Below are 19,034 nucleotides of genomic sequence, written 5' to 3' on the forward strand. Positions count from 1 at the left end.
GACTGAGCGCGAAGCTGAGACTGGAATATTCACGATGCTCTCCTTAAAAGAGGCAGTGCATTAAAATTCGTCATGGGCAAGATCCCCGGTGCCAAGTAATGCTTTGTCCAGCTGGCGTCGTGATAACGCCTCCGTCACGCCGGCCAGTGCGGTATCGACGTCCTTCTCAAAGTTGTGACGGTTAGGAAACAGCAGGGTTTGATAAAGGGTGTCCTGACCTATTCTTATGGTGATCCAACTGCCCCAGCGGGCGCTGGGTCTTTCTGAAATCGTGATGGTTTCCGGGTAGTTCTGCTCCCATTTGGCGGTGAAGCTGCGATAAAAATCGTGACCCACCGACGTCACTGTCCGGTCGGTAATCAGCCCCGGGTCTTTGATATCCGCAGCCTGTACGTGCAGGCAGGTGGCGCAGAGTAGCGCCAGCCAGAGCCAGAAGGTTCTGATGCCAATAGTCATGATGTCAGCGCTTGAGATTGTCATTCGCCCAGGACGCCGCCTGAGTACGGTTTTTTACCGAGATTTTTCTAAATAAATTATAAAGATGCGTCTTAACGGTGTTCTCACTGATAAACAAAAGCTGTGCGATTTCCGTGTTTGAGGCACCCACACGTAATTTATTGAGGATCTCTTTTTCACGATGGGTCAGACCGGTATCTTCCGTATTCATATGCCGGAAAGCACCGGACTGATTGATCAGATAGCTGGCGAAGCCCTGGGAGAAGTAGCATTCCCCGCGGATCACGCTGCGTATCCCTTCCACCAGATGCTCTTCGTCAGTAGAAAGATAAAAAACAGCGCTTATTCGCGGCCAGGTTTCTATTTCCCGAAAATGGTAATTATCGGGCGTATTTAATAATAATAACTTCACACTCTCGTGATAACGGTTAATGGCGGACTGCCAGACCTCAATAGTCCGCCGGTCAGCTTCCATCATGTCGAAAAGAATAAGCGTCTGATGAAGGTACTGATCCTCAAGTGTTTTATGAATGCTGTGTAATCGGGTATTGACACAAAGTTGCTGTTTTAATTGCTGCAATAAAGCACTGGCTTGTAATGATGGTTTGGTCACTAATAAAAGAATATTATTATTGATTGCTGCTTCATTACTCATAATGAAACCCTGCCCTGATTTTTATAGCCACAGCCTGCCGCGTCTTTGTATAAACAGACCAGTAAAAGGCTGAGATTTTATTTTGCTAAATCTATAGCTTTATATTTTCTGTGCATATCTGAAAGTAGCAAATATACGCAGCGTGAGGCACACAATATTTTGACTCGCTTTATGTGCAGTACAGACTCAATTTAGCTTTTGGCTTACCTTACGCAAGGCTTATTTATGTTTCAAAATGTAACGTAAAATGTATAAAGTTTTCTTAATGTATTGCCATCATCATGAGCTGCGCCTCTTAAATAAATCTTAAGTAATGAATTTACACTCTCTTAACGTTTGGCCTTGTTATGACAGCACATTTAAATAATTACCGGTCTGAATAATCGGCGGGATACAGCAACCTGGCGCATGATTCCTCTTTAATAACTCAAATAACTGGATCCTGTATAATCGATTTCACTTAGGTTAGGCCGTTTTCAGAGCAGATTATCCCCGCATAAAGCACCGTGCGGGTACAAGAAATACCGTGGAAGACGGAATGTTAAGGGCTGGAAATGTGGCGGCGATCTCTTTTAAGTCCTTTTTTATGCCGCAGGGATATTAGGAATAGTTGCATTTGTGTGATTATTTACACCCGAGTTTCCTGGCACTTTAGGATTAATGCCATGAGGTTGATTAGCGTCACTGACGTATTCCTGAAACATTCTGGTCAATCCGCATGAGAAGTGACGTCTCATACTTTTTAATGAAGGTGAAAATTAAAATACTCCGTGCGGGTGAGTTTCTTATTCCCGACAAACACCATAATCAATCCGTCAACAGCAATAACCCGGTGAGCCAATACACAGTCATCGGTGATATACAGGGTGACGAAATGAAAAAGATTTTACTGACCCTGGCGTTACTTTCAGCATCCTGGGTCGTTCACGCTCAGCAATTTGATATGGCTTATTCAGAAATGAGTTCTGATAGTTCGGATCAAGTTTTTGCTGGTGCGAGGAATTCATCGGGGAATTCATCAACGATTTACCAGAATGGTAATAGCAATCTGGCTGCAAATAATCAGACGGGATACGGTAATTCCAGCGTCATCCGTCAGTCAGGGTCAGAAAATACTGCGGTGGTAAATCAGCGAGGTAATGGAAATAACGCCGATATATCCCAAAGCGGCAGCGATAACTTTGCTTATATTTCGCAAAGCGGCGGCGGGGATGCATCCATTACGCAACAGAATTTTGGCAATACGGCTTACATTCTGCAAAAAGGCCGGAGTGTGACGGAAATTCGCCAGAATGGTACGAACCAGAGCAGCGGTGTCGTACAAAACTCGTCAGGAATGGCGATTAGAGTGACACAGCATTAATACACAAAATTTTACTCAAATAGTTCGAGGTGCAGGAAGGCGGCAAGGTCGGGCAGCACTGGAGCTTAGATAACTAAGCGACGGGTGCGAGCGAGCGCAGCTAACGCATCTGCAACTCAAAATATGAAGAGTAAAACGTTTTTTATGACATCCGATATTTAACCAATGGGGTAGGCATCATGAAACTTTGGAAAATTGTGGCAGTCTCCGCTTTAGTCGTCAGTGGCAGTGCGTTTGCAACCGGTTCAAATCATGGCGGCGGCGGTGGCGGCGGTAATCCGTCAACCCCTCCATCCACAGTGCCGACATTCACTGCGACTCAGTGGAATTCTGAAATTCAGATTTACCAGCAAGGTACCTCAAACCTGGCGAATGCCACTCAGACTGGCGCTCAAAAATCGCTGACAGCGGTAAACCAGGATGGCTACAGAAACAGCTCCAGCACCAATCAGACCGGTGATGGCAGCCTGATCAGCGTAGTGCAGAAAGGGGATTACAACGGTGCTAACGTGGCGCAGAGCGCAAACGGCAGTAAAGTGCTTGTCTCCCAGAATGGTTCAGGCAACTACGCTCAGGCGTCACAAAGCGCCAATGGCTCTCTGACCAGCATTACTCAGGTCGGTACAGCTAACCTGGCGTACGCGTCACAAAACTGATAACGCTCCCTCTCCTGCGAAGGGGAGGATCACAGCAAAACAGGGCACTAGCCCTGTTTTTTTTCGAATGAACTCTGAGGATAAACGCCATGCATTTGCTCCTGATTGCCGCCGTGATGTCCAACCAGCTGTGGTTCGACACCCACAACGACGCGCAGACCTATGTCATTACCCCGATGGTCAGTCTCACTAAAGCCTGCGCCTGTCAGGTGGCGGTTTCCGTTTCACAGGAAGGCGTGTCCGGCAGCAGCACCAGCCGCCAGAGCAGCAATGTCAATCTGACCGCTAACCAGCCACAACCGCTGGGCCGTATGCGTTTCTCCGTTCAGCCGGGCAGTAAAACCCAAATTATGATCACGGTGACGGACGGTGGATCGCTGCGTCTGGAAAAACAGATCACCTTGCCGAACGACGCCTGATTTTAAGAGGATCATATCGCCAGATTGTCATAGCCTTTACGGCGGTAATTGAGCGCAGAGATGCCCCAGAACACCAGGAAAATCGCCACGGCGGCGTAGCCGACGCTGCCCATATTGTCATTAAGACGTTCGACAATTGCCCATAATCCGCCGTGCAAATCGAGTTTGTCTGCCAGCAGTCCGAGTGCTTCCAGACCGCCGATAAACAGGGCGATCACCACGCTGGTGGCGGTAATGGTCATGTTGTAATAGAGCTTGCGTACGGGTTTATCAAACGCCCAGCCGTAGGCTCCGACCATGACAAAGTTATCCAGTGAATCGACCAGCGCCATGCCGCTGGCAAACAGTGCCGGAAATACCAGAATGCTCCACACTGACATGCCGGAAGACGCACCTGCGGCAGAAATACCCAGCAGGCCGATTTCAGTCGCGGTATCAAACCCCAGTCCGAACAAAAATCCCACCAGATACATCTGCCAGCTTTTATTCACCAGATTAAAGGCGAAGCTGAAGATCCGGCTCATCACCCCGCCTTGTACCGCCTGCATTTCTTCTTTAGCGGCAAAGTTTTTTCCCTGTTTCACTTGCTGAAAACGTCGGTAAACGTCCCGCAGGATCAACGCATTCAGCAGCGCCATCAGCAGTAAAAACAGTGCTGAAACCAGCGTACCGATGGTGCTGCCGTAATCATGCAGCCAGCCGATTTTATTGCCGAAGACCAGCGACGTGGCGGCAATCGCCACGCAGGCCAGCACCACAATGCTGGAATGTCCGAGCGAGAAAAATGCCCCGACGGCGACCGGCCGCTGGCCCTGTTGCATCAGCTTGCGGGTCACGTTATCGATAGCCGCAATATGGTCGGCATCTACCGCGTGCCGCAGCCCGTAGCTGTAGGCCAGTAACGACGCGGCGATCAGTGCCGCATTGTGACGAAACACCGCCACTGCCCATCCCCAGGCAAGCAAATTCACGGCCACCAGTCCGGCCAGCAGCCAGAAAGCGCGACGGTTCGAAGAGAAAAATTGACGGTTAATCATGGAGATCCTTATTTTTAAAACCAGAAGAATTTGAAGCAGAAGCATGTTGCAGACGCGCGCAGGCAATGAGGGCCTGACCCAGCGCCAGACCGCCATCACCGGCGGGAATATTTTGTGGCATCAGCACATTCAGGGGCGCTAAATAACGATGTAAAAGCTGGCGCAGCAGACGGTTATGCAGCACGCCTCCGCCGGTTGCGACGGTGCGGATGCCGGTCCTGACCGCGTGATAACGGGCGAGGGCAGCGAAGCCCTGAGCGAGTGCGTCATGAAAAGCGAAAGCCCGTGCGGCGGGCAGTGCCTGCCAGTCGAGCCATTGGTGCCAGAACGTCGCAAGATCCAGAAACGTCCCGTTTTCGGTATGCCGCAGCGGCATTGTGACGGGATGTGAAATGCCGTGTGCCTGATGTGCCAGCGCTTCCAGCCGGCTGGCGGCTTCACCTTCCCAGCTCAGATGCGGCGGCGCACAGCCAAGCGCGGCGGCGACGGCATCAAATAAACGTCCGCAGGAAGACGCCAGCGGAGAATTGATTCCGGCAGCAATCGCTTTTGACAGCGGCTGCCAGGGTTGTGAAAGCAGTGATTGCGCTTGCGGACGCGTCTGCCAGTCCGGCACGAACGCCTGCCAGTGCGCCAGTAAATTACGCCATGGCTCGCGGGCGGCACGGTCACCCCCCGGCAGGGCGACAGCCGGTAATCCGCCCAAATGGTCGCAATGCAGATAACCGGCCAGCAAACATTCGCCGCCCCACAGACGGTCTTTTTCGCCATAACCGAGGCCGTCCAGCGCCAGACCAATCACCCTGGTGCCATCCAGCGGCCAGTGATGTTCCGCCAGACAGGCGGCGATATGCGCGTGATGATGAAAGACATCGACTGTCCGCACTGCGTGGCGCTCAGCCTGATGGTGACTGACATATCCCGGATGCGCATCGCGGGCGACAGCCACCGGTGTGCAATCATAAAGTTGCTGAAAATGTTCAATCGCCTGCTGCTGTTGCTTCGCGATATCGCTGTGCGGCAGCGAGCCGAAATGTGCGCTGAGAATGGCCTGATGGCCGCGCACCAGACAAAACGTATTTTTCAGGTCGCCGCCCAGTGCCAGCAACGGTGGCTGAAAAGCGAAACCCGGCGGCAGCGGCAGCGCATCAGGCACGTAACCGCGCGCACGACGCAACACCTCTGTTCCCTGTGCGGTCAGCCGCACCAGCGAATCATCGGCCCGCTGAACGATATCGCGGTTGTGCAGCAACCACAGATCTGCAATATCGCCGAGCTGCGTCAGTGCATCGTTATTGCTCAGCACGGGCGCACAATCGCTGGCATTGCCGGAGGTCATCACCAGCGGCGTCTGAACCGCCTGCATCAGCAAATGATGTAAGGGTGTGAACGGCAACATCAGGCCGACTTCATTAAGCTCCTGCGCGATGGCTTCACACAGCGGTGACGCCGCACTTTTCGTCGTCAGCACAACCGGCGCGGCGGGGGATTTAAGCAGTTCACACAGCGCAAACTGCGGACTGTCGTCGCTGCATCGCGCCAGCCAGCTGACATCGGGAAGCATCACTGCCAGCGGTTTTGACGGCCGATGTTTTCGCGCACGCAGCCGCATGACCGCGTCTTGCTGCGTGGCATCACAGGCCAGATGAAAGCCGCCCAGCCCTTTGATGGCGACGATTTTCCCCGCCTGCAATGCGGCAACGGCGTGTGCCAGCGCGGCCTGATCCTGCGCCTGTATTTTGCCATCCTGAAATGTGGCACTCACCTGCGGGCCGCAGTGCGGACAGGCTACCGGCTGGGCGTGAAAACGCCGGTCAGCAGGATTGGTATATTCCTGCTGGCAAGCCGGACACAGCGCAAACTGCGCCATGCTGGTGGAAGGGCGATCGTAGGGCATTGCGCGGATCAGCGTAAATCGCGGGCCGCAATGGGTGCAGTTGGTAAAGGCATAGCCGTGACGACGATCGCCTGCGCGGGTGATGTCTTTCAGGCATTCCGGGCAGGTCGCCGCATCGGGCGCCACCTGCGTGTCCATCTGACTTTGACGACTTGGCGTGATGGTGAAATCTTTCGGAGGTATTTGCCAGTCGAAAGGGGCGACACTGATGCTGTCGATGCGCGCCAGCGGCGGGCAATCGCGTTGTAACTGACCGATAAAGGTTTCGATGTTAACCGGTGCAAGCAGCCTGATTTCGACACCGGCGCTGTCATTGCAGACTTCGCCGTAAAGCCGCAGACGATCGGCCAGCTGCCAGACAAAAGGCCGAAAACCGACGCCCTGGACTTTGCCGCAGATGCGAATGAGCAGACCGGAATCAGACATAAATACCTCATACCCTTCATACTTCGAGCCGCAGATTCGTTGGCTGCACTCGCGAACCCGAATCACTGACCAGTGTCAGCTCATCGGGATTCACTCGTTTGCCGCCTTTCTGAGACTCGAATTATTTTGGGTATCAATGGTGATTTTTACCCAAAAACCAAATTAAAAACTAAACCTCAACCACCGGGATCACATCTTCGACGGCACTGCGCAGGCGCGCTTTCATGTCGCTGTAGGTTTGCTGGGCGTAGTTTTCGGCCCAGCGCTGATCGGCGATCTGTTCAACTTTTACGGCGCAGTATTTGGTTTCCGGTGTTTTGGAAATCGGATCGAGATTGTCCTGCGTCAGTTCATTACAGGCACCGATCCACCACTGGTAGGTCATGTACACGGCACCGTTGTTGATACGCTCGTTGTAGTTTGCGCGTGAAATGACTTTGCCGCGGCGTGATGCCACCCAGACCAGTTGCTGGTCACGGATACCCAGTGACTGGGCATCCGCCGGATTCATCTGTACGAAACCGGGTTCATCGGCCAGTGTTTGCAACGCAGCACAGTTGCCGGTCATCGAGCGGCAGGAGTAGTGACCGACTTCGCGCACGGTACACAGTACCAGCGGATAATCGCCATCCGGCACTTCGGCAGGCGCACGCCACGGGGCGGCAAACAGCTGGCCTTTACCGGTCGGCGTATCGAAGTGATTATCGGCGTAAAGGAACTGTGTCCCCGGACTTTCCAGCGTGGTGCAAGGCCACTGAACGTGTCCGAGTTCGCCCATTTTTTCGTAGGTTGCGCCGTAGAACAGTGGGCACAGGCTGCGCATTTCGTCCCAAATTTCCTGGTTATCCTGATAATGCATCGGATAACCCATCTCCGTCGCCAGCAGGCTGATGATGTCCCAGTCGCGTTTGACGTTATATTTCGGCTCGATGGCTTTCTCGAAACGCTGGAAACCGCGATCCGCGCAGGAGAACACACCGCCGTGCTCACCCCATGAGGTGGCCGGTAAAATGACATCCGCCTGTTCAGCGGTTTTGGTCATGAAGATGTCCTGTACTACGACGAATTCAAGCGCCTCAAACCCTTTGCGTACCAGCCCTAAATCGGCTTCGGTCTGCAACGGATCTTCGCCCATGATGTAATAGGCTTTGACCTTGCCCTCAATCGCCAGATGCGGGATTTCAGTAATGCGCAGGCCGACTTCGGCGTCCATCTGATTGACGTCGATACCCCAGGCATCCGCGAACTTCGCGCGGACTTTGGGATCGGTGACCGACTGATAACCGGGGAATTCATTGGGTAACACGCCCATATCGCACGCACCCTGCACGTTATTCTGACCACGCACCGGACCGACGCCGACGTTGGCGCGTCCGAGATTACCGGTCAGCAAGGCCAGACCCGCCAGCCCTTTGACCACGTCCACGGCCTGACCAAACTGGGTGACACCCATGCCCCACATGATGGTGGCAGAAGGCGCAGCGGCATAGGTGCGCATAGCCTGACGGATTTGTTGCGCAGAAACGCCGGTCTGTTCTTCAACGGCTTCCGGCGAGTAATCCGCTACGTTTTTGCGGTACTCCTCGAAGCCTTCGGTGTACTTGGCGACATAGTCGTGGTCATACAGATTTTCTTCGATCAGCACATGAGCGAAAGCATTCACCAGTGCCATGTTGCAGCCGTTTTTGATTTGCAGATGCTGATCGGCAATACGCGCTGTTTCGATGCGGCGCGGATCGCAGACGATAATCTGCGCACCTTTTTCTTTGGCTTTGATGACGCGACGGGCGACGATCGGATGGGAATCGGCGCAGTTATAGCCGATCACCAGCAGACATTTTGAGTTCTCGATATCGCCGATGGAATTACTCATCGCGCCGTTGCCGAGCGTGGCCTGTAAACCGGCGACGGACGGACCGTGACACACGCGGGCGCAGCAGTCGACGTTGTTAGTGCCGATAACTGCACGGGCAAATTTCTGCATCACGTAGTTGGTTTCATTGCCGGTACCACGGGAAGAACCGGTGGTCATGATGGCGCGCGGGCCATGTTTTTGTTTGATTTCTTTCAGACGCTGCGCGGTGTAACGGATGGCTTCGTCCCAGCTCACCGCTTCAAATTTTCCGCCTTTCTGACGGCGGATCATCGGCTGTGTCAGCCGCGGTGTCAGCAGTTTGGTGTCATTGAGAAAATCCCAGCCGTAATAGCCTTTCAGGCACAGTTCGCCCTGATTGGTCACGCCGTTCGCGGCTTCGGCGCGAATGATTTTTCCGTTATCCACCACCAGATTCATTTTGCATCCGGCGCCGCAATATGGGCAGACAGTAGTAACTTTGTTCATTGAATGACTTCCTCTATCCGGGGTTAAAACAGCAGGGGTGAAGTGCTGTCGAGCGCAGCGCGGCGGCGTTTTTCTGCGTTCATTTCCTGTAACTGGTTGCGGTCGATGGCATAGAGCGCTTTGGTCGGGCAGATTTCCATGCAAGCCGGGCCTTCGCTGCGCAAATAGCACAGGTCGCATTTATGCGCTTCGGCTTTATCAGAGGTCGCGACCATCGCCGCGCCGTTCTGGCGGAAAATCGGTTTGGTGACCACTTCCATCGCGCCATACGGGCAGGCGACGACGCAGGTTTTGCAGCCGATGCAGCGTTCCTGCATCACCTGAACGTGGTCGCCGGTGCGCGCAATCGCGCCGTTCGGGCAGACATTGGCGCAGGGGGCGTCTTCGCACTGACGACACATGACGGCGGTGCTGAGATTGACGCCTTTGATCACATGTAAACGTGGCGCGAACGTCGCGGCATTGAGCAGCGAGATATCCTGTGAATCGCTGTGCGCCATCACGCAGGCAATTTCACAGGTACGGCAGCCGATGCATTTTTTAGGGTCGGCGATAATGAACCGGTTCATTTTTCTCTCCAAATCCCCGTCGTCCTTGACATCGCAGGTGCGTTGGCTGTGTTCACTCGCCCGAATCCTGACTCATGTCAGCTCATCGGAACTCCTTCGCTTGCCGCCTTCCTGCAATGCCAGGCCTTAGGGGATTTCAGTGTGCTTTCAATTGAGGTGGTAAAAGGTTTTCATCTACTTCTATACATAAAGCGTGCCAGTTCCTGTTTTTAATTTTTAATAATTAAATTCAGCAACTTATATTTATCTGATGCGCCGCTGACGAAATTTATCCCTGACGTCATGTCTGACGTCGTCACCGTATCGACAGTTATGTCGACAGAGTAAAAGGGGCGATCCCCAGACCGGTTTCCAGTCGCGGTAACAGCTGATGCAGACGGCTGACCGCCTGTTCCACGGCGGCGCTCATCGGGTAATAAAACGCGACAACGTCGGGCTGAATGCCGACAAACGTGATCTGCGGGATATCCTCGCGCAGTTGCTGCATCAGAAAGGTCAGCGGCAGATTGTGGGTGGTCATCATGAACATGTCGGCGATGTCTTTTTCGGCGATAATGCGCATTTCGCCGGGGGACAGCCCCATGTCGGTCGCGTCGGCAATTACCAGATGCTGTGGACGCAGCTCTCGTAAAAAGCCGATGTCGTTTTCCGGGGCGGCACCGCCGTCCACCACCGTCCAGCCGGGCAGCGGTTTTTCCGCGCACAGTTCAGCCAGACGCGGACCGGCGCCGTCGTCACCCATCATGCTGTTGCCCACGCACAACAGTGCGTAGCGGGAAGTCGGATCAGGCATCGTATCTCCTGACCATCAGGTACATGGCGGGGTCGTGTTCAATTTGCGTGAGCAGGGCGATAAGCTGATCGCTCCAGCCTTGCTGCCCGGCATTCATCTGCGGTCGTGCATCGCGCAGCGCCAGTGCCAGCAAATGCGTGTGGCTGCTGTCGATATTGATCTCGCCAAAACGCTGGACTCCTGCCAGTTTGCGGCGTGCTTCACTGTGTTCCGGCAGGCAATTTATCCATTGCAGATAACCGTCGAGCGGGCATTCGAGCCGTGACTGCAGACAGTCGATCACCCCGAGGTGGTGACCGATAGCCAGGCTGTAATAAATCACCTCCTGCGCTTTCTGCGAACTGCGTTTCTGTGCGCTTTTCTCATCGACAAACTTGCTGCTCAGCGAATAGAAAATGACTTTGTTTTTGTCAGGCGTATGACCGGTATAAGGCTGATGGCGCGCGTAGCGCTGGTCGTTGACGGAAGTCATCACAGACGCACCTCGCCGCGCAGCACCTGCTGATAAATGTGTTGCAGATTGCCGACGATTTCGCTCAGGCGCAGGTCACCCTGTTCCGCCAGATATGCCGAAACGCGCTGTTCCACCGGCTGTAAACCGGGCGCAGCGACGAGTTCCATAAACTGATCGGCTATCTGGCGACCATAGCGGTAACCTGCCATGCGCCGCGCTTCGCGATCCAGCAGTACGCGCAGCGGCTGCGGCAATTCCGGATGCAATAAAGCGGCCGGTTCTGCGGCAGCTTCGTCGTGTTGCTGGCCTTTGATTTTTTGATCCAGCAAACCCAGTGCCATCGCGAACCCGTAAATGGTGGCCGCCGGTGTCGGCGGGCAGCCGGGGATATAAACGTCAACTGGCACGATTTTGTCAGTGCCGCCCCAGACGCAATACAGGTCATGGAAAATGCCGCCGCTGTTACCGCAGGCACCGTAGGAAATACAGATTTTCGGATCCGGCGCAGAATCCCAGGCGCGCAGGGCGGGCATACGCATGGCGCGGGTGACTGCACCGGTGAACAGTAAAATATCCGCGTGGCGCGGCGACGGAACCACTTTGATGCCAAAGCGTTCGGCGTCGAACAGCGGCGAAATGGCGGCGAAAATCTCAATCTCGCAGCCGTTACAACCGCCGCAGTCCACACGATAAACGTAGGCCGAACGGCGGATATTGTTCAGTAATGTTGATTTCAGCGCGGCGATGCTTTCATCAAGCGTAACGGGCACCGGCAGGCCATTCTCATCACGTGGCGCAATCGGGTTATGGCTCATCAGCGGGCCTCCGTAGTCATATGGCGGCCTATATCAATGCGGTCGCTGGAAGAGAGACCGTGCATTTTTTTGCACGTCGGACAGGTTTCATACTGCACGCGGCGATCGCTGATCTGACGGTCGCTCAGCGCGGCGCTTTCCTGTAACAGGCTGAGCGCAAAGTCGATTTCTTTTTGGACGGCGTAAGGTTTGCCGCATTCCCGGCAATGGCAGACAGGGAAATCTGCGGTTTCATACAGGTCTTCTTTGCGCCAGACCGCCAGTTCGAACTCCTGAGACAATTTGATCGCCGTCGTCGGACAGACTTCCTCACACCGGGCGCAGAAAATGCAGCGCCCTAAAAACAATTGCCAGCGGATTGTTTCACCGTCTTCTGCCGTGGACATAGTCAGCGCGTTGGAAGGGCAGGCATTGGCGCAGGCGCCGCAGGCGATGCACTGCTGCGCGGTGTATTGCGGCTTACCACGAAAATTGGGGGCTAAATCCAGCGGCTCGAAGGGATAACCCACCGTCGCGGTGCCGGTTTTGAGCACTTTTTTAATCAGTTTCAGCATGATTTGAGCGGCTCCTTAAAGCGGCGAATTTTTGCGTTCGATGCCGTAACGTTCGATCTCTTTGTAGGGCACGACGATGGACGTTCTCTTGCGTACATCGACCACCGTCATGCGGTCGGTGCAGGAATAGCAAGGGTCGAGGCTGCCGATAATCAGCGGTGCATCGGAGACGGTATTGCCACGCAGCATGTAGCGCAGCGTCGGCCAGTTGGCATAGGTCGCCGCACGGCAGCGCCAGCGGAACAGCTTCTGATTGTCGCCGGTCATGCTCCAGTGAATGTCGTCACCGCGTGGCGCTTCGGCAAAACCGAGGGCAAAACGGTGAGGAATATAGGTAAAGCCTTCTACCGCCAGCGGACCACCAGGCAGGCTTTGCAGGCCAAACTCGATCATATTCAGGGAGTTAAAGACTTCGTGAATGCGCACTTTCAGGCGGGAATAAACGTCGTTGCCGGTTTCGCTGTACAGTTCAAACGGCAGTTTGGCGTAACCGGCGTAAGGGTGATCCTGTCGCATATCGCGGCGGTGACCGCTGCCGCGCACCATAGGGCCGACGTTGCTGAAATCGCGCGCCACCTGCGGATCCAGAATGCCAACGCCCATGCTGCGTTGTTCGGTATTGGCGGTACTCAGCAGAATATCCACCAGCTCATTCAGGTCACGGCGCATGCCGCCCGCCAGCGCAATCGTGGCAATCATGTCGTCTTTTAAGATGTCGCGACGGATGCCGCCGATCAGGTTCATTCCGTAGGTTTTACGCGCACCGGTCAGGATTTCCGCCATCTTCATCGACTGCTCACGGATGCGGAAAAACTGCATAAAACCAGAGTCAAATCCGACAAAGTGACAGGCCAGCCCGAGGTTCAGCAGATGGCTGTGCAGGCGTTCTACTTCCAGCAAAATGGAGCGGATCATCTGGGCGCGTTCCGGTACCACAATCCCCATCGCGTTTTCGACCGACGAGGTATACGCCACGCTGTGGGTAAACCCGCAAATGCCGCAGACGCGGTCAGACAGGAACGTCACTTCGTTGTAACCCATGCGGGTTTCGGCCAGTTTTTCCATGCCGCGATGCACATAGAACAAGCGGTAATCCGCGTCGATAATGTCTTCGCCATCGACAAACAGACGAAAGTGTCCGGGTTCGTCAGAAGTGACGTGCAGCGGACCAATCGGCACGATTTTGCTGCCTTCTTTGGCCTCAGAAATAAACGGATAGGTTTCTTCATCCGTGGTGGGTGCAGGGCGCTGACGGTAATCCATGGCGTCTTTGCGCAGCGGATACAAATCGTCCGGCCAGTCATCCGGCAGCACCAGACGGCGTTCGTCCGGCAGCCCGACCGGACGCAAACCGTACATATCACGCACTTCACGTTCGCCCCAGACCGCCGCCGGTACGCGCGGTGTCACGGAAGGAAATTCCAGTGAAATCGGATCCACCTCGGCGCGCACGGTAATCCAGCACTTCACGCCTTTTTCCATCGACAGCACGTAATACAGCGCGTAGTTGCCGCACAGCGTGCGTTCGTCGTTACCGAACAGTACGGAAAGCCAGCCGCCTTGCTGGTAGTACAGCCATTCGACCACTTCCGGCAGCCAGTTCAGCCTGATAGTGACGGTCGCCTGCGTGTCGGTCTGCCATTCGCTGCCCAGAATCGCCGAGGGGAATTGCTTCGCCAGCGCAGCCAGATACTCTTTGCCGACCGGGTTTTGATTTAATGCGGTGTTCAACTCACTCATTGCAAAGCCTCTTCCCGCCGTGGCGGGATAAGAAAAATGTCAGGTCAGCCTGCGACCAGCCAGGAAACCAGCGCCAGAAACGCCAGACCGAACCCCGCCCAGGTGGTGCGGGAGGTTTTAAGAAAGCGCAGACGGGCGACGCTGTTCTCGATAAGCGCGACCACAAATACCGCGATCAGCAGTTTCAGCAGACAGACGATCACGGCGGTCAGCAGCGTCAGCGGTGTCAGGTGATCTGCCAGTCCAAACGGAAAGAACAGGCCGAGAAACAATTGCAACACCACCAGCTGTTTCAGGCTGATGCCCATTTTCAGCACGCCTAACGCCGCACCGGAATACTCGGTCAGCGGGCCTTCCTGTAACTCCTGCTCGGCTTCGGCCATATCAAACGGCAGCTTGCCCATTTCGATATAGGTGGCGAACGCACAGGCCAGACCGGCCAGAATCAGGGTTAAGGAAGATGAAACCGGCCAGTGCAACACCCGCGCTGCAATCGCGCCGAGTGACGTGGAACCGGCGACCAGCGCCGCCACCCACAGGCCGAGCAGCAGAATGGGCTCAACCAGAACGCCGAGTACCGCTTCGCGGCTGGCACCGATGCCGGTGAAGGTGCTGCCGGTATCGAGTCCGGCGATGGCAAACACAAAGCGCACCACCGCAAACAGATAGATAACCGTGATCAGATCACCCGCTGCGCCCGCTGGCGACGTCAGCGTCACCACCGGCAGGGCGGTGGCGATCACCAGCAAACCGCCGGTCAGCAGATACGGCATACTGCGAAACGCCATGCCTGCCGCCGCAGGCGCGACGCTCTGTCGCCCGAGTAATTTGGCGATATCACGGTATTCCTGTAATACACCGGGCCCGCGCCGGTTGTGCATCCGCGCACGCATCACGCGGCTGAACCCGGCAAATAACGGAGCGACAGCCAGCAACGCCGCCGCCTGAATCAGCGCCAGCGGCCACAGCGAACCGGCCAGCAGGGAAGGAAAGTTCATAGTCAGTTCCTCAGGCAAAAGCCACGATCAGTAATACGGCCAGTTCGATGAACGCCAGACGACGGCAGAACGCCCCCAGCCAGCCACGGTGCAGGGCTGAAACCAGTGACGCCGGTGTCGCATGGCTGCGCAGACGGTAAAGCGGGGCAAACATCACGCGCAGCGGCTGGGCGAAACCGGTCGCCGTCACCACCATGTCGGCGGAGTGCGCGTAACCACAGGCCCAGGCGTCGCCCCGTGAACGGTTTGGCAGCCGCGCACCACGCAGAGCCACGGCAATAAGCCACGGCACTAACGGCATCGCCAGCAGCAAAATAGCCACCATCGGCGCTGATACCGCAGACGTCGGCGAGAACGCCATGCCCTGCTGTGCAGCCAGTAAAACGGGGGTGTTCAGTACGGAGGCGGCGACGGCGGAGAACTGCGGAATAATCCAGGGTGAAGCCACGCCGGAAATCACGCACAGCAACGCCAGCAATACCGTGCTGAGGGTCATGGCGCAGGGTGCCGGCGTGGCTTCTGCCGCCGCCTGACTGCGCGGTGTGCCAAGGAATGTGACGCCAAAAACTTTGGCAATACACATCAGCGCCAGCGCGCCGGTCAGTGCCAGACCGACCGCCAGCAGCGGCCCCATCAGGCGGGCGATAAAGACGTGGCTGGCGCTCAACTGGAACAGGGACTGATACAGCAGCCATTCACTGGCGAAACCGTTTAGCGGCGGCAGCGCGGCCATCGACATTAATGCGATCAGCATTGCAGCGGCTGTCCACGGCATAAGACGGGCAATGCCGCCGAGTTTTTCCATATCCTTTATGCCGGTCTGCATTTCAATTTCCCCGGCACCGAGGAACAGCGCCGTTTTAAACAGCCCGTGGTTGAACAGATGGAACAGACCCGCCAGCAGCGCAAGGGAAGCCAGCACCGGCAGATTGAGCGCCACGCCGGTCATTGCGCCGCCGACGCCGAGCAATATAATCCCGACGTTTTCCAGCGTGTGATAGGCCAGCAGACGGCGGATATCGTGCTCCATCAGGGCATACAACCCGCCGATAAATGCGGTCAGGATCGCCAGAAGCAATACCATCAGGCCCCACCAGAGTGGCGGTGCGCCCAGCAGATCCAGACCGACTTTTACAATGCCGATAATGCCGATTTTCATCAGCGCAGAAGAAAACAGGGCAGCGGCGTGAGCGGGCGCGCTTGAATGTGACTGCGGTACCCAGGCGTGCAGCGGGATAATCCCGGCGTACAGTCCGAAACCGGCCAGCGCCAGCAGGAAGGCCACCGATTTAATGACTGGCGTGAACGTCGTGTGGCGCAATACGTCAAAATCCAGACTGCCGCTGGCGTGATGCAGCAGGGCGAAGGCCAGGATCAGACACAGTGTGCCGAGGCGGCCGGATAAAAACTGATTCAGACCGGCACGGCGGCTTTTCACATCGTCGGCCTGAACAATCATGAAATAGGCGCACAGCGCAGCCATTTCCATCATCAGGATCAGTTCCACTGCGCTGGCCGACATCGCCGCCGCTGTCAGTGCGGCCATCAGCAGATTGCACATCAGACCGGTGCGGGCGCGCTTAGGGGCTCTGACATTTGCCAGCCACGCACAGGCGTACAGGCTGCAGATGGCCGCGGTGACGGACATCGCCAGCAGGATTAAGGCATTCAGCGCAGTCAGTTCAGCGTGAAAAGGCACCACGGGCAGTACGGTCTGAACCGCCGCACCGCCCTGCAAAATCTGTAACGCCGCCACGATAACGCACAGCGCCGCTGCCATGCCGCCCAAACCGGAAATCAGGCTGCTGACTTTCGCCATGGCCGCCAGAAGCCAGCCGCCAATGCCGCTCAGCACCCAGATCAGCAGCGCCAGCGCCAGTAACGACGCCGGTTCACCGGTAAATAAAGTCGTCATTATTTAGCCTCCGTATCAGGGGCGTTCAGTGAAGTCAGTCCGGCGGGAAAAACGTTCATGGCATTGAGGCGTTTTTGCTGGCTGGAATATTCAGACAGGCTGGCGGTAACCAGTGTGATGGCCTGCGTCGGACAGGTTTTAATGCACGCCGGACCTTCAGGGCTGAAGCTGCATAAATCGCATTTCACCGCCACGGCGCGAAGCCCCGGTACGCAGTCGAGAAAGGGGCTGACAGCGCGTGGCGCACGCGGTGCGGGCAGTGCTTTCGAGGTATTGCAGTCACGCGGGATATCGACAGGCGTACTGGCGGAAAACGTAATTGCCCCGAACGGACAGGCGATGCCGCACAGTTTGCAGCTCACGCACAGGCTCTCGTTAAGATGAATGGCGTCGTTTTCACGGGTGATGGCGTTCACCGGACAGACCTGCGCGCACGGTGCGTCTTCACACTGGTGGCACATCACCGGCGCGGAATCGAGCCGGTTGCGCATCACCTGCAGGCGGGGCTCGGATTGCAGGCCGTGAAGCTGGTGCTCCTGCGAGCAACTCGCCATGCAGGTATTGCAGCCGATACAAAGTTTGGGGTCCGCGATCACATACTGATTCATGGCGGCCATATTGCGCATGAAGTCTCCTTGGTATTTCGTCAAAGGTGACGAAATCGGCACTTAAATTGACATTTCGACATTTATGTCGGCATTGGAACCGTTAAATACCGGTCAATATTGTGGGTGAAAAGATAATTCCCACCTGACCGTAAAATAATGTTTTGGGGTTTTTATCCGGCGTGGCGGAGTAATTTTTCTAATTGCGGATGAACCGGCTGATTACTGTGCAGGGAATCAAACAGGCACTGATAAATAGCGGAGATTTTATTCAGATAATGTTCCAGCACGGCGTTCTTATCATGGATATCCACCGTGCCATCCACGCGGCCATCCTCGCTTAATCTGGCCTGTGCGAAGGCTCTGAAATCCGCTTCCTCCTGGCCTTGCGCCATGTTCAGGCTGTAGAGGATGTCCTGACTGTAAAAGTCATCGCCCTGATGGATGCTCACAACAAAATGATTGAACAGCACAAAGCGGATATCCTGTTCTTCCCCGCAGTTAAACTCATGATTTATCTTTTTATTTGATGTGGTGACGGCCTGGATCAGGCTGTTCTGATAGGTATGCCACTGTGATTTCATCTGGCTGTTTTTGCTGGCGATGTAGTCGGCTTTAGTGGTCAGTTCGCTGAGAGTGCTCATGTTCATTATCCGTTGTTAATTGATATGTCGGGTGACGACGAAAATACGACGCATAACTCTCTGTTGGCATAAAGCGTGCCAGTTTCTGATTTATTCTGATAAATGCTTTTGAATTAACGGGTTGGATAAGTTTCGGCTTTCGTTATGTGTCAGAGGAGGAAATAAATGACATGTCGATGACACCTTATTTCGACAATTATGACGGGCGGCGACCGTTTATTTCTCCACATCATTAAATGAGCGATTTTTTGCATAAAAGCCAGGTGTCGAAATTTCTGGCACTAATATTGCAAACTCTCTTAATTGTTCTCCTGAGGGAGGGGAAATAATGCACGAAATAACGTTATGCCAGAATGCCGTGGAAATAATGCAGCAGTTCGGACGGCAACATAATGCGCAAAAAATTACGGCGGTGTGGATGGAAATCGGCGCGTTTTCCTGCGTCGAGCCGGAGGCTGTGCAGTTTTGTTTTGAGCTGGCGTGTCGCGAAACGCTGGCGCAGGGATGTCAATTGCATCTGGACACACCGGCAGCAGAAAGCTGGTGCCGCACCTGTCAGCAGGATATCGCGCTGATCAGCCCAAACGTGCTGATTTGCCCGCAGTGTGGCGGACGCGATTTGCGGGTGATTGCCGGTGACGGCATGAAAATTAAACGTATCGAAATCGAATAACGGGCGTTTGTTTGCCCGGGGAGA

Annotated in this window: 19 protein-coding genes; 4 read left to right on the forward strand and 15 right to left on the reverse strand. The window is 55.1% G+C overall.

Translation table 11 applies throughout. The features are described 5' to 3' along the window. Nucleotides 1-60: 60 nt before the first annotated feature. Together csgE and csgD are read right to left on the reverse strand one after the other, a co-directional pair. On the reverse strand, nucleotides 61-480 hold the full coding sequence (csgE, locus tag J1778_RS18785; protein ID WP_420804091.1) for a curli production assembly/transport protein CsgE: 420 nt from the start codon (nucleotides 478-480) through the stop codon (nucleotides 61-63). Next, complete coding sequence (gene csgD / locus J1778_RS18790) at nucleotides 461-1,111, reverse strand: biofilm master transcriptional regulator CsgD (RefSeq protein ID WP_217174444.1); 651 nt, start codon at nucleotides 1,109-1,111, stop codon at nucleotides 461-463. The genes csgE and csgD overlap by 20 nt, the downstream gene beginning before the upstream one ends. A gap of 718 nt (nucleotides 1,112-1,829) precedes the next feature. Here csgD and J1778_RS18795 point away from each other — a divergent pair. The 3 genes from J1778_RS18795 (at nucleotide 1,830) to csgC (ending at nucleotide 3,549) form a co-directional block, all read left to right on the forward strand. Further along, nucleotides 1,830-2,474: a curlin gene (locus J1778_RS18795; protein WP_238484791.1), complete on the forward strand. Its 645-nt coding sequence runs from the start codon at nucleotides 1,830-1,832 to the stop codon at nucleotides 2,472-2,474. 179 nt (nucleotides 2,475-2,653) lie between these two features. Further along, nucleotides 2,654-3,130: a curli major subunit CsgA gene (gene csgA, locus J1778_RS18800; RefSeq protein ID WP_217174445.1), complete on the forward strand. Its 477-nt coding sequence runs from the start codon at nucleotides 2,654-2,656 to the stop codon at nucleotides 3,128-3,130. A gap of 89 nt (nucleotides 3,131-3,219) precedes the next feature. Then, nucleotides 3,220-3,549 carry a curli assembly chaperone CsgC gene (csgC, locus tag J1778_RS18805; RefSeq protein ID WP_113876975.1) on the forward strand — a complete coding sequence of 110 codons (330 nt, stop codon included), beginning with the start codon at nucleotides 3,220-3,222 and terminating at the stop codon, nucleotides 3,547-3,549. Between the two features lie 11 nt (nucleotides 3,550-3,560). Here csgC and J1778_RS18810 read toward each other — a convergent pair whose 3' ends face one another. The 13 genes from J1778_RS18810 to hycA all read right to left on the reverse strand — a co-directional run bounded on the left by J1778_RS18810 (nucleotide 3,561) and on the right by hycA (nucleotide 18,337). Beyond that, on the reverse strand, nucleotides 3,561-4,586 hold the full coding sequence (locus tag J1778_RS18810; RefSeq protein ID WP_217174446.1) for a HoxN/HupN/NixA family nickel/cobalt transporter: 1,026 nt from the start codon (nucleotides 4,584-4,586) through the stop codon (nucleotides 3,561-3,563). After that, on the reverse strand, nucleotides 4,579-6,909 hold the full coding sequence (gene hypF, locus J1778_RS18815) for a carbamoyltransferase HypF (protein WP_217174447.1): 2,331 nt from the start codon (nucleotides 6,907-6,909) through the stop codon (nucleotides 4,579-4,581). The genes J1778_RS18810 and hypF overlap by 8 nt, the downstream gene beginning before the upstream one ends. Nucleotides 6,910-7,078: 169 nt before the next feature. After that, nucleotides 7,079-9,250 (reverse strand): formate dehydrogenase subunit alpha, encoded by a 2,172-nt coding sequence (gene fdhF, locus J1778_RS18820; RefSeq protein ID WP_217174448.1) that lies wholly within the window; start codon nucleotides 9,248-9,250, stop codon nucleotides 7,079-7,081. 23 nt (nucleotides 9,251-9,273) lie between these two features. Then, on the reverse strand, nucleotides 9,274-9,819 hold the full coding sequence (gene hydN, locus J1778_RS18825) for an electron transport protein HydN (protein ID WP_217174449.1): 546 nt from the start codon (nucleotides 9,817-9,819) through the stop codon (nucleotides 9,274-9,276). Between the two features lie 310 nt (nucleotides 9,820-10,129). Then, a complete protein-coding gene (gene hycI, locus J1778_RS18830; protein WP_238484792.1) occupies nucleotides 10,130-10,612 on the reverse strand; it encodes a hydrogenase maturation peptidase HycI in 483 nt (160 codons plus the stop codon). Then, complete coding sequence (locus J1778_RS18835; protein WP_238484813.1) at nucleotides 10,605-11,084, reverse strand: formate hydrogenlyase maturation HycH family protein; 480 nt, start codon at nucleotides 11,082-11,084, stop codon at nucleotides 10,605-10,607. The genes hycI and J1778_RS18835 overlap by 8 nt, the downstream gene beginning before the upstream one ends. Beyond that, a complete protein-coding gene (locus tag J1778_RS18840) occupies nucleotides 11,084-11,881 on the reverse strand; it encodes an NADH-quinone oxidoreductase subunit B family protein (RefSeq protein WP_217174450.1) in 798 nt (265 codons plus the stop codon). The genes J1778_RS18835 and J1778_RS18840 overlap by 1 nt, the downstream gene beginning before the upstream one ends. After that, nucleotides 11,881-12,435 (reverse strand): formate hydrogenlyase complex iron-sulfur subunit, encoded by a 555-nt coding sequence (locus J1778_RS18845; RefSeq protein WP_217174451.1) that lies wholly within the window; start codon nucleotides 12,433-12,435, stop codon nucleotides 11,881-11,883. The genes J1778_RS18840 and J1778_RS18845 overlap by 1 nt, the downstream gene beginning before the upstream one ends. Nucleotides 12,436-12,450: 15 nt before the next feature. Continuing rightward, nucleotides 12,451-14,175: a hydrogenase large subunit gene (locus J1778_RS18850; RefSeq protein ID WP_217174452.1), complete on the reverse strand. Its 1,725-nt coding sequence runs from the start codon at nucleotides 14,173-14,175 to the stop codon at nucleotides 12,451-12,453. Between the two features lie 44 nt (nucleotides 14,176-14,219). Continuing rightward, nucleotides 14,220-15,173 (reverse strand): respiratory chain complex I subunit 1 family protein, encoded by a 954-nt coding sequence (locus J1778_RS18855; protein WP_217174453.1) that lies wholly within the window; start codon nucleotides 15,171-15,173, stop codon nucleotides 14,220-14,222. A gap of 10 nt (nucleotides 15,174-15,183) precedes the next feature. Continuing rightward, nucleotides 15,184-17,088, reverse strand: a complete 1,905-nt coding sequence (locus J1778_RS18860; protein WP_217174454.1) for a proton-conducting transporter transmembrane domain-containing protein — start codon at nucleotides 17,086-17,088, stop codon at nucleotides 15,184-15,186. Next, complete coding sequence (locus J1778_RS18865; RefSeq protein WP_113877065.1) at nucleotides 17,088-17,696, reverse strand: 4Fe-4S dicluster domain-containing protein; 609 nt, start codon at nucleotides 17,694-17,696, stop codon at nucleotides 17,088-17,090. Before J1778_RS18865 ends, J1778_RS18860 begins: the two co-directional genes overlap by 1 nt. Before the next feature lie 170 nt (nucleotides 17,697-17,866). Further along, nucleotides 17,867-18,337 (reverse strand): formate hydrogenlyase regulator HycA, encoded by a 471-nt coding sequence (gene hycA / locus J1778_RS18870; protein ID WP_217174455.1) that lies wholly within the window; start codon nucleotides 18,335-18,337, stop codon nucleotides 17,867-17,869. A gap of 328 nt (nucleotides 18,338-18,665) precedes the next feature. Between hycA and hypA the strand changes: the two genes are divergently transcribed. Further along, nucleotides 18,666-19,010 (forward strand): hydrogenase maturation nickel metallochaperone HypA, encoded by a 345-nt coding sequence (hypA, locus tag J1778_RS18875; protein WP_217174456.1) that lies wholly within the window; start codon nucleotides 18,666-18,668, stop codon nucleotides 19,008-19,010. The last annotated feature ends 24 nt before the right edge of the window (nucleotides 19,011-19,034 follow it).

The organism is Rahnella bonaserana (genome assembly GCF_019049675.1).
In the GTDB taxonomy this organism is placed as follows: domain Bacteria; phylum Pseudomonadota; class Gammaproteobacteria; order Enterobacterales; family Enterobacteriaceae; genus Rahnella; species Rahnella bonaserana.

Coding starts and splice junctions, on each gene's coding strand:
- csgE (WP_420804091.1), bottom strand. CDS start 480: ATGACAATCTCAAGCGCTGACATCATGACTATTGGCATCAGAACCTTC.
- csgD (WP_217174444.1), bottom strand. CDS start 1,111: ATGAGTAATGAAGCAGCAATCAATAATAATATTCTTTTATTAGTGACC.
- J1778_RS18795 (WP_238484791.1), top strand. CDS start 1,830: ATGAGAAGTGACGTCTCATACTTTTTAATGAAGGTGAAAATTAAAATA.
- csgA (WP_217174445.1), top strand. CDS start 2,654: ATGAAACTTTGGAAAATTGTGGCAGTCTCCGCTTTAGTCGTCAGTGGC.
- csgC (WP_113876975.1), top strand. CDS start 3,220: ATGCATTTGCTCCTGATTGCCGCCGTGATGTCCAACCAGCTGTGGTTC.
- J1778_RS18810 (WP_217174446.1), bottom strand. CDS start 4,586: ATGATTAACCGTCAATTTTTCTCTTCGAACCGTCGCGCTTTCTGGCTG.
- hypF (WP_217174447.1), bottom strand. CDS start 6,909: ATGTCTGATTCCGGTCTGCTCATTCGCATCTGCGGCAAAGTCCAGGGC.
- fdhF (WP_217174448.1), bottom strand. CDS start 9,250: ATGAACAAAGTTACTACTGTCTGCCCATATTGCGGCGCCGGATGCAAA.
- hydN (WP_217174449.1), bottom strand. CDS start 9,819: ATGAACCGGTTCATTATCGCCGACCCTAAAAAATGCATCGGCTGCCGT.
- hycI (WP_238484792.1), bottom strand. CDS start 10,612: ATGCCTGATCCGACTTCCCGCTACGCACTGTTGTGCGTGGGCAACAGC.
- J1778_RS18835 (WP_238484813.1), bottom strand. CDS start 11,084: ATGACTTCCGTCAACGACCAGCGCTACGCGCGCCATCAGCCTTATACC.
- J1778_RS18840 (WP_217174450.1), bottom strand. CDS start 11,881: ATGAGCCATAACCCGATTGCGCCACGTGATGAGAATGGCCTGCCGGTG.
- J1778_RS18845 (WP_217174451.1), bottom strand. CDS start 12,435: ATGCTGAAACTGATTAAAAAAGTGCTCAAAACCGGCACCGCGACGGTG.
- J1778_RS18850 (WP_217174452.1), bottom strand. CDS start 14,175: ATGAGTGAGTTGAACACCGCATTAAATCAAAACCCGGTCGGCAAAGAG.
- J1778_RS18855 (WP_217174453.1), bottom strand. CDS start 15,173: ATGAACTTTCCTTCCCTGCTGGCCGGTTCGCTGTGGCCGCTGGCGCTG.
- J1778_RS18860 (WP_217174454.1), bottom strand. CDS start 17,088: ATGACGACTTTATTTACCGGTGAACCGGCGTCGTTACTGGCGCTGGCG.
- J1778_RS18865 (WP_113877065.1), bottom strand. CDS start 17,696: ATGAATCAGTATGTGATCGCGGACCCCAAACTTTGTATCGGCTGCAAT.
- hycA (WP_217174455.1), bottom strand. CDS start 18,337: ATGAGCACTCTCAGCGAACTGACCACTAAAGCCGACTACATCGCCAGC.
- hypA (WP_217174456.1), top strand. CDS start 18,666: ATGCACGAAATAACGTTATGCCAGAATGCCGTGGAAATAATGCAGCAG.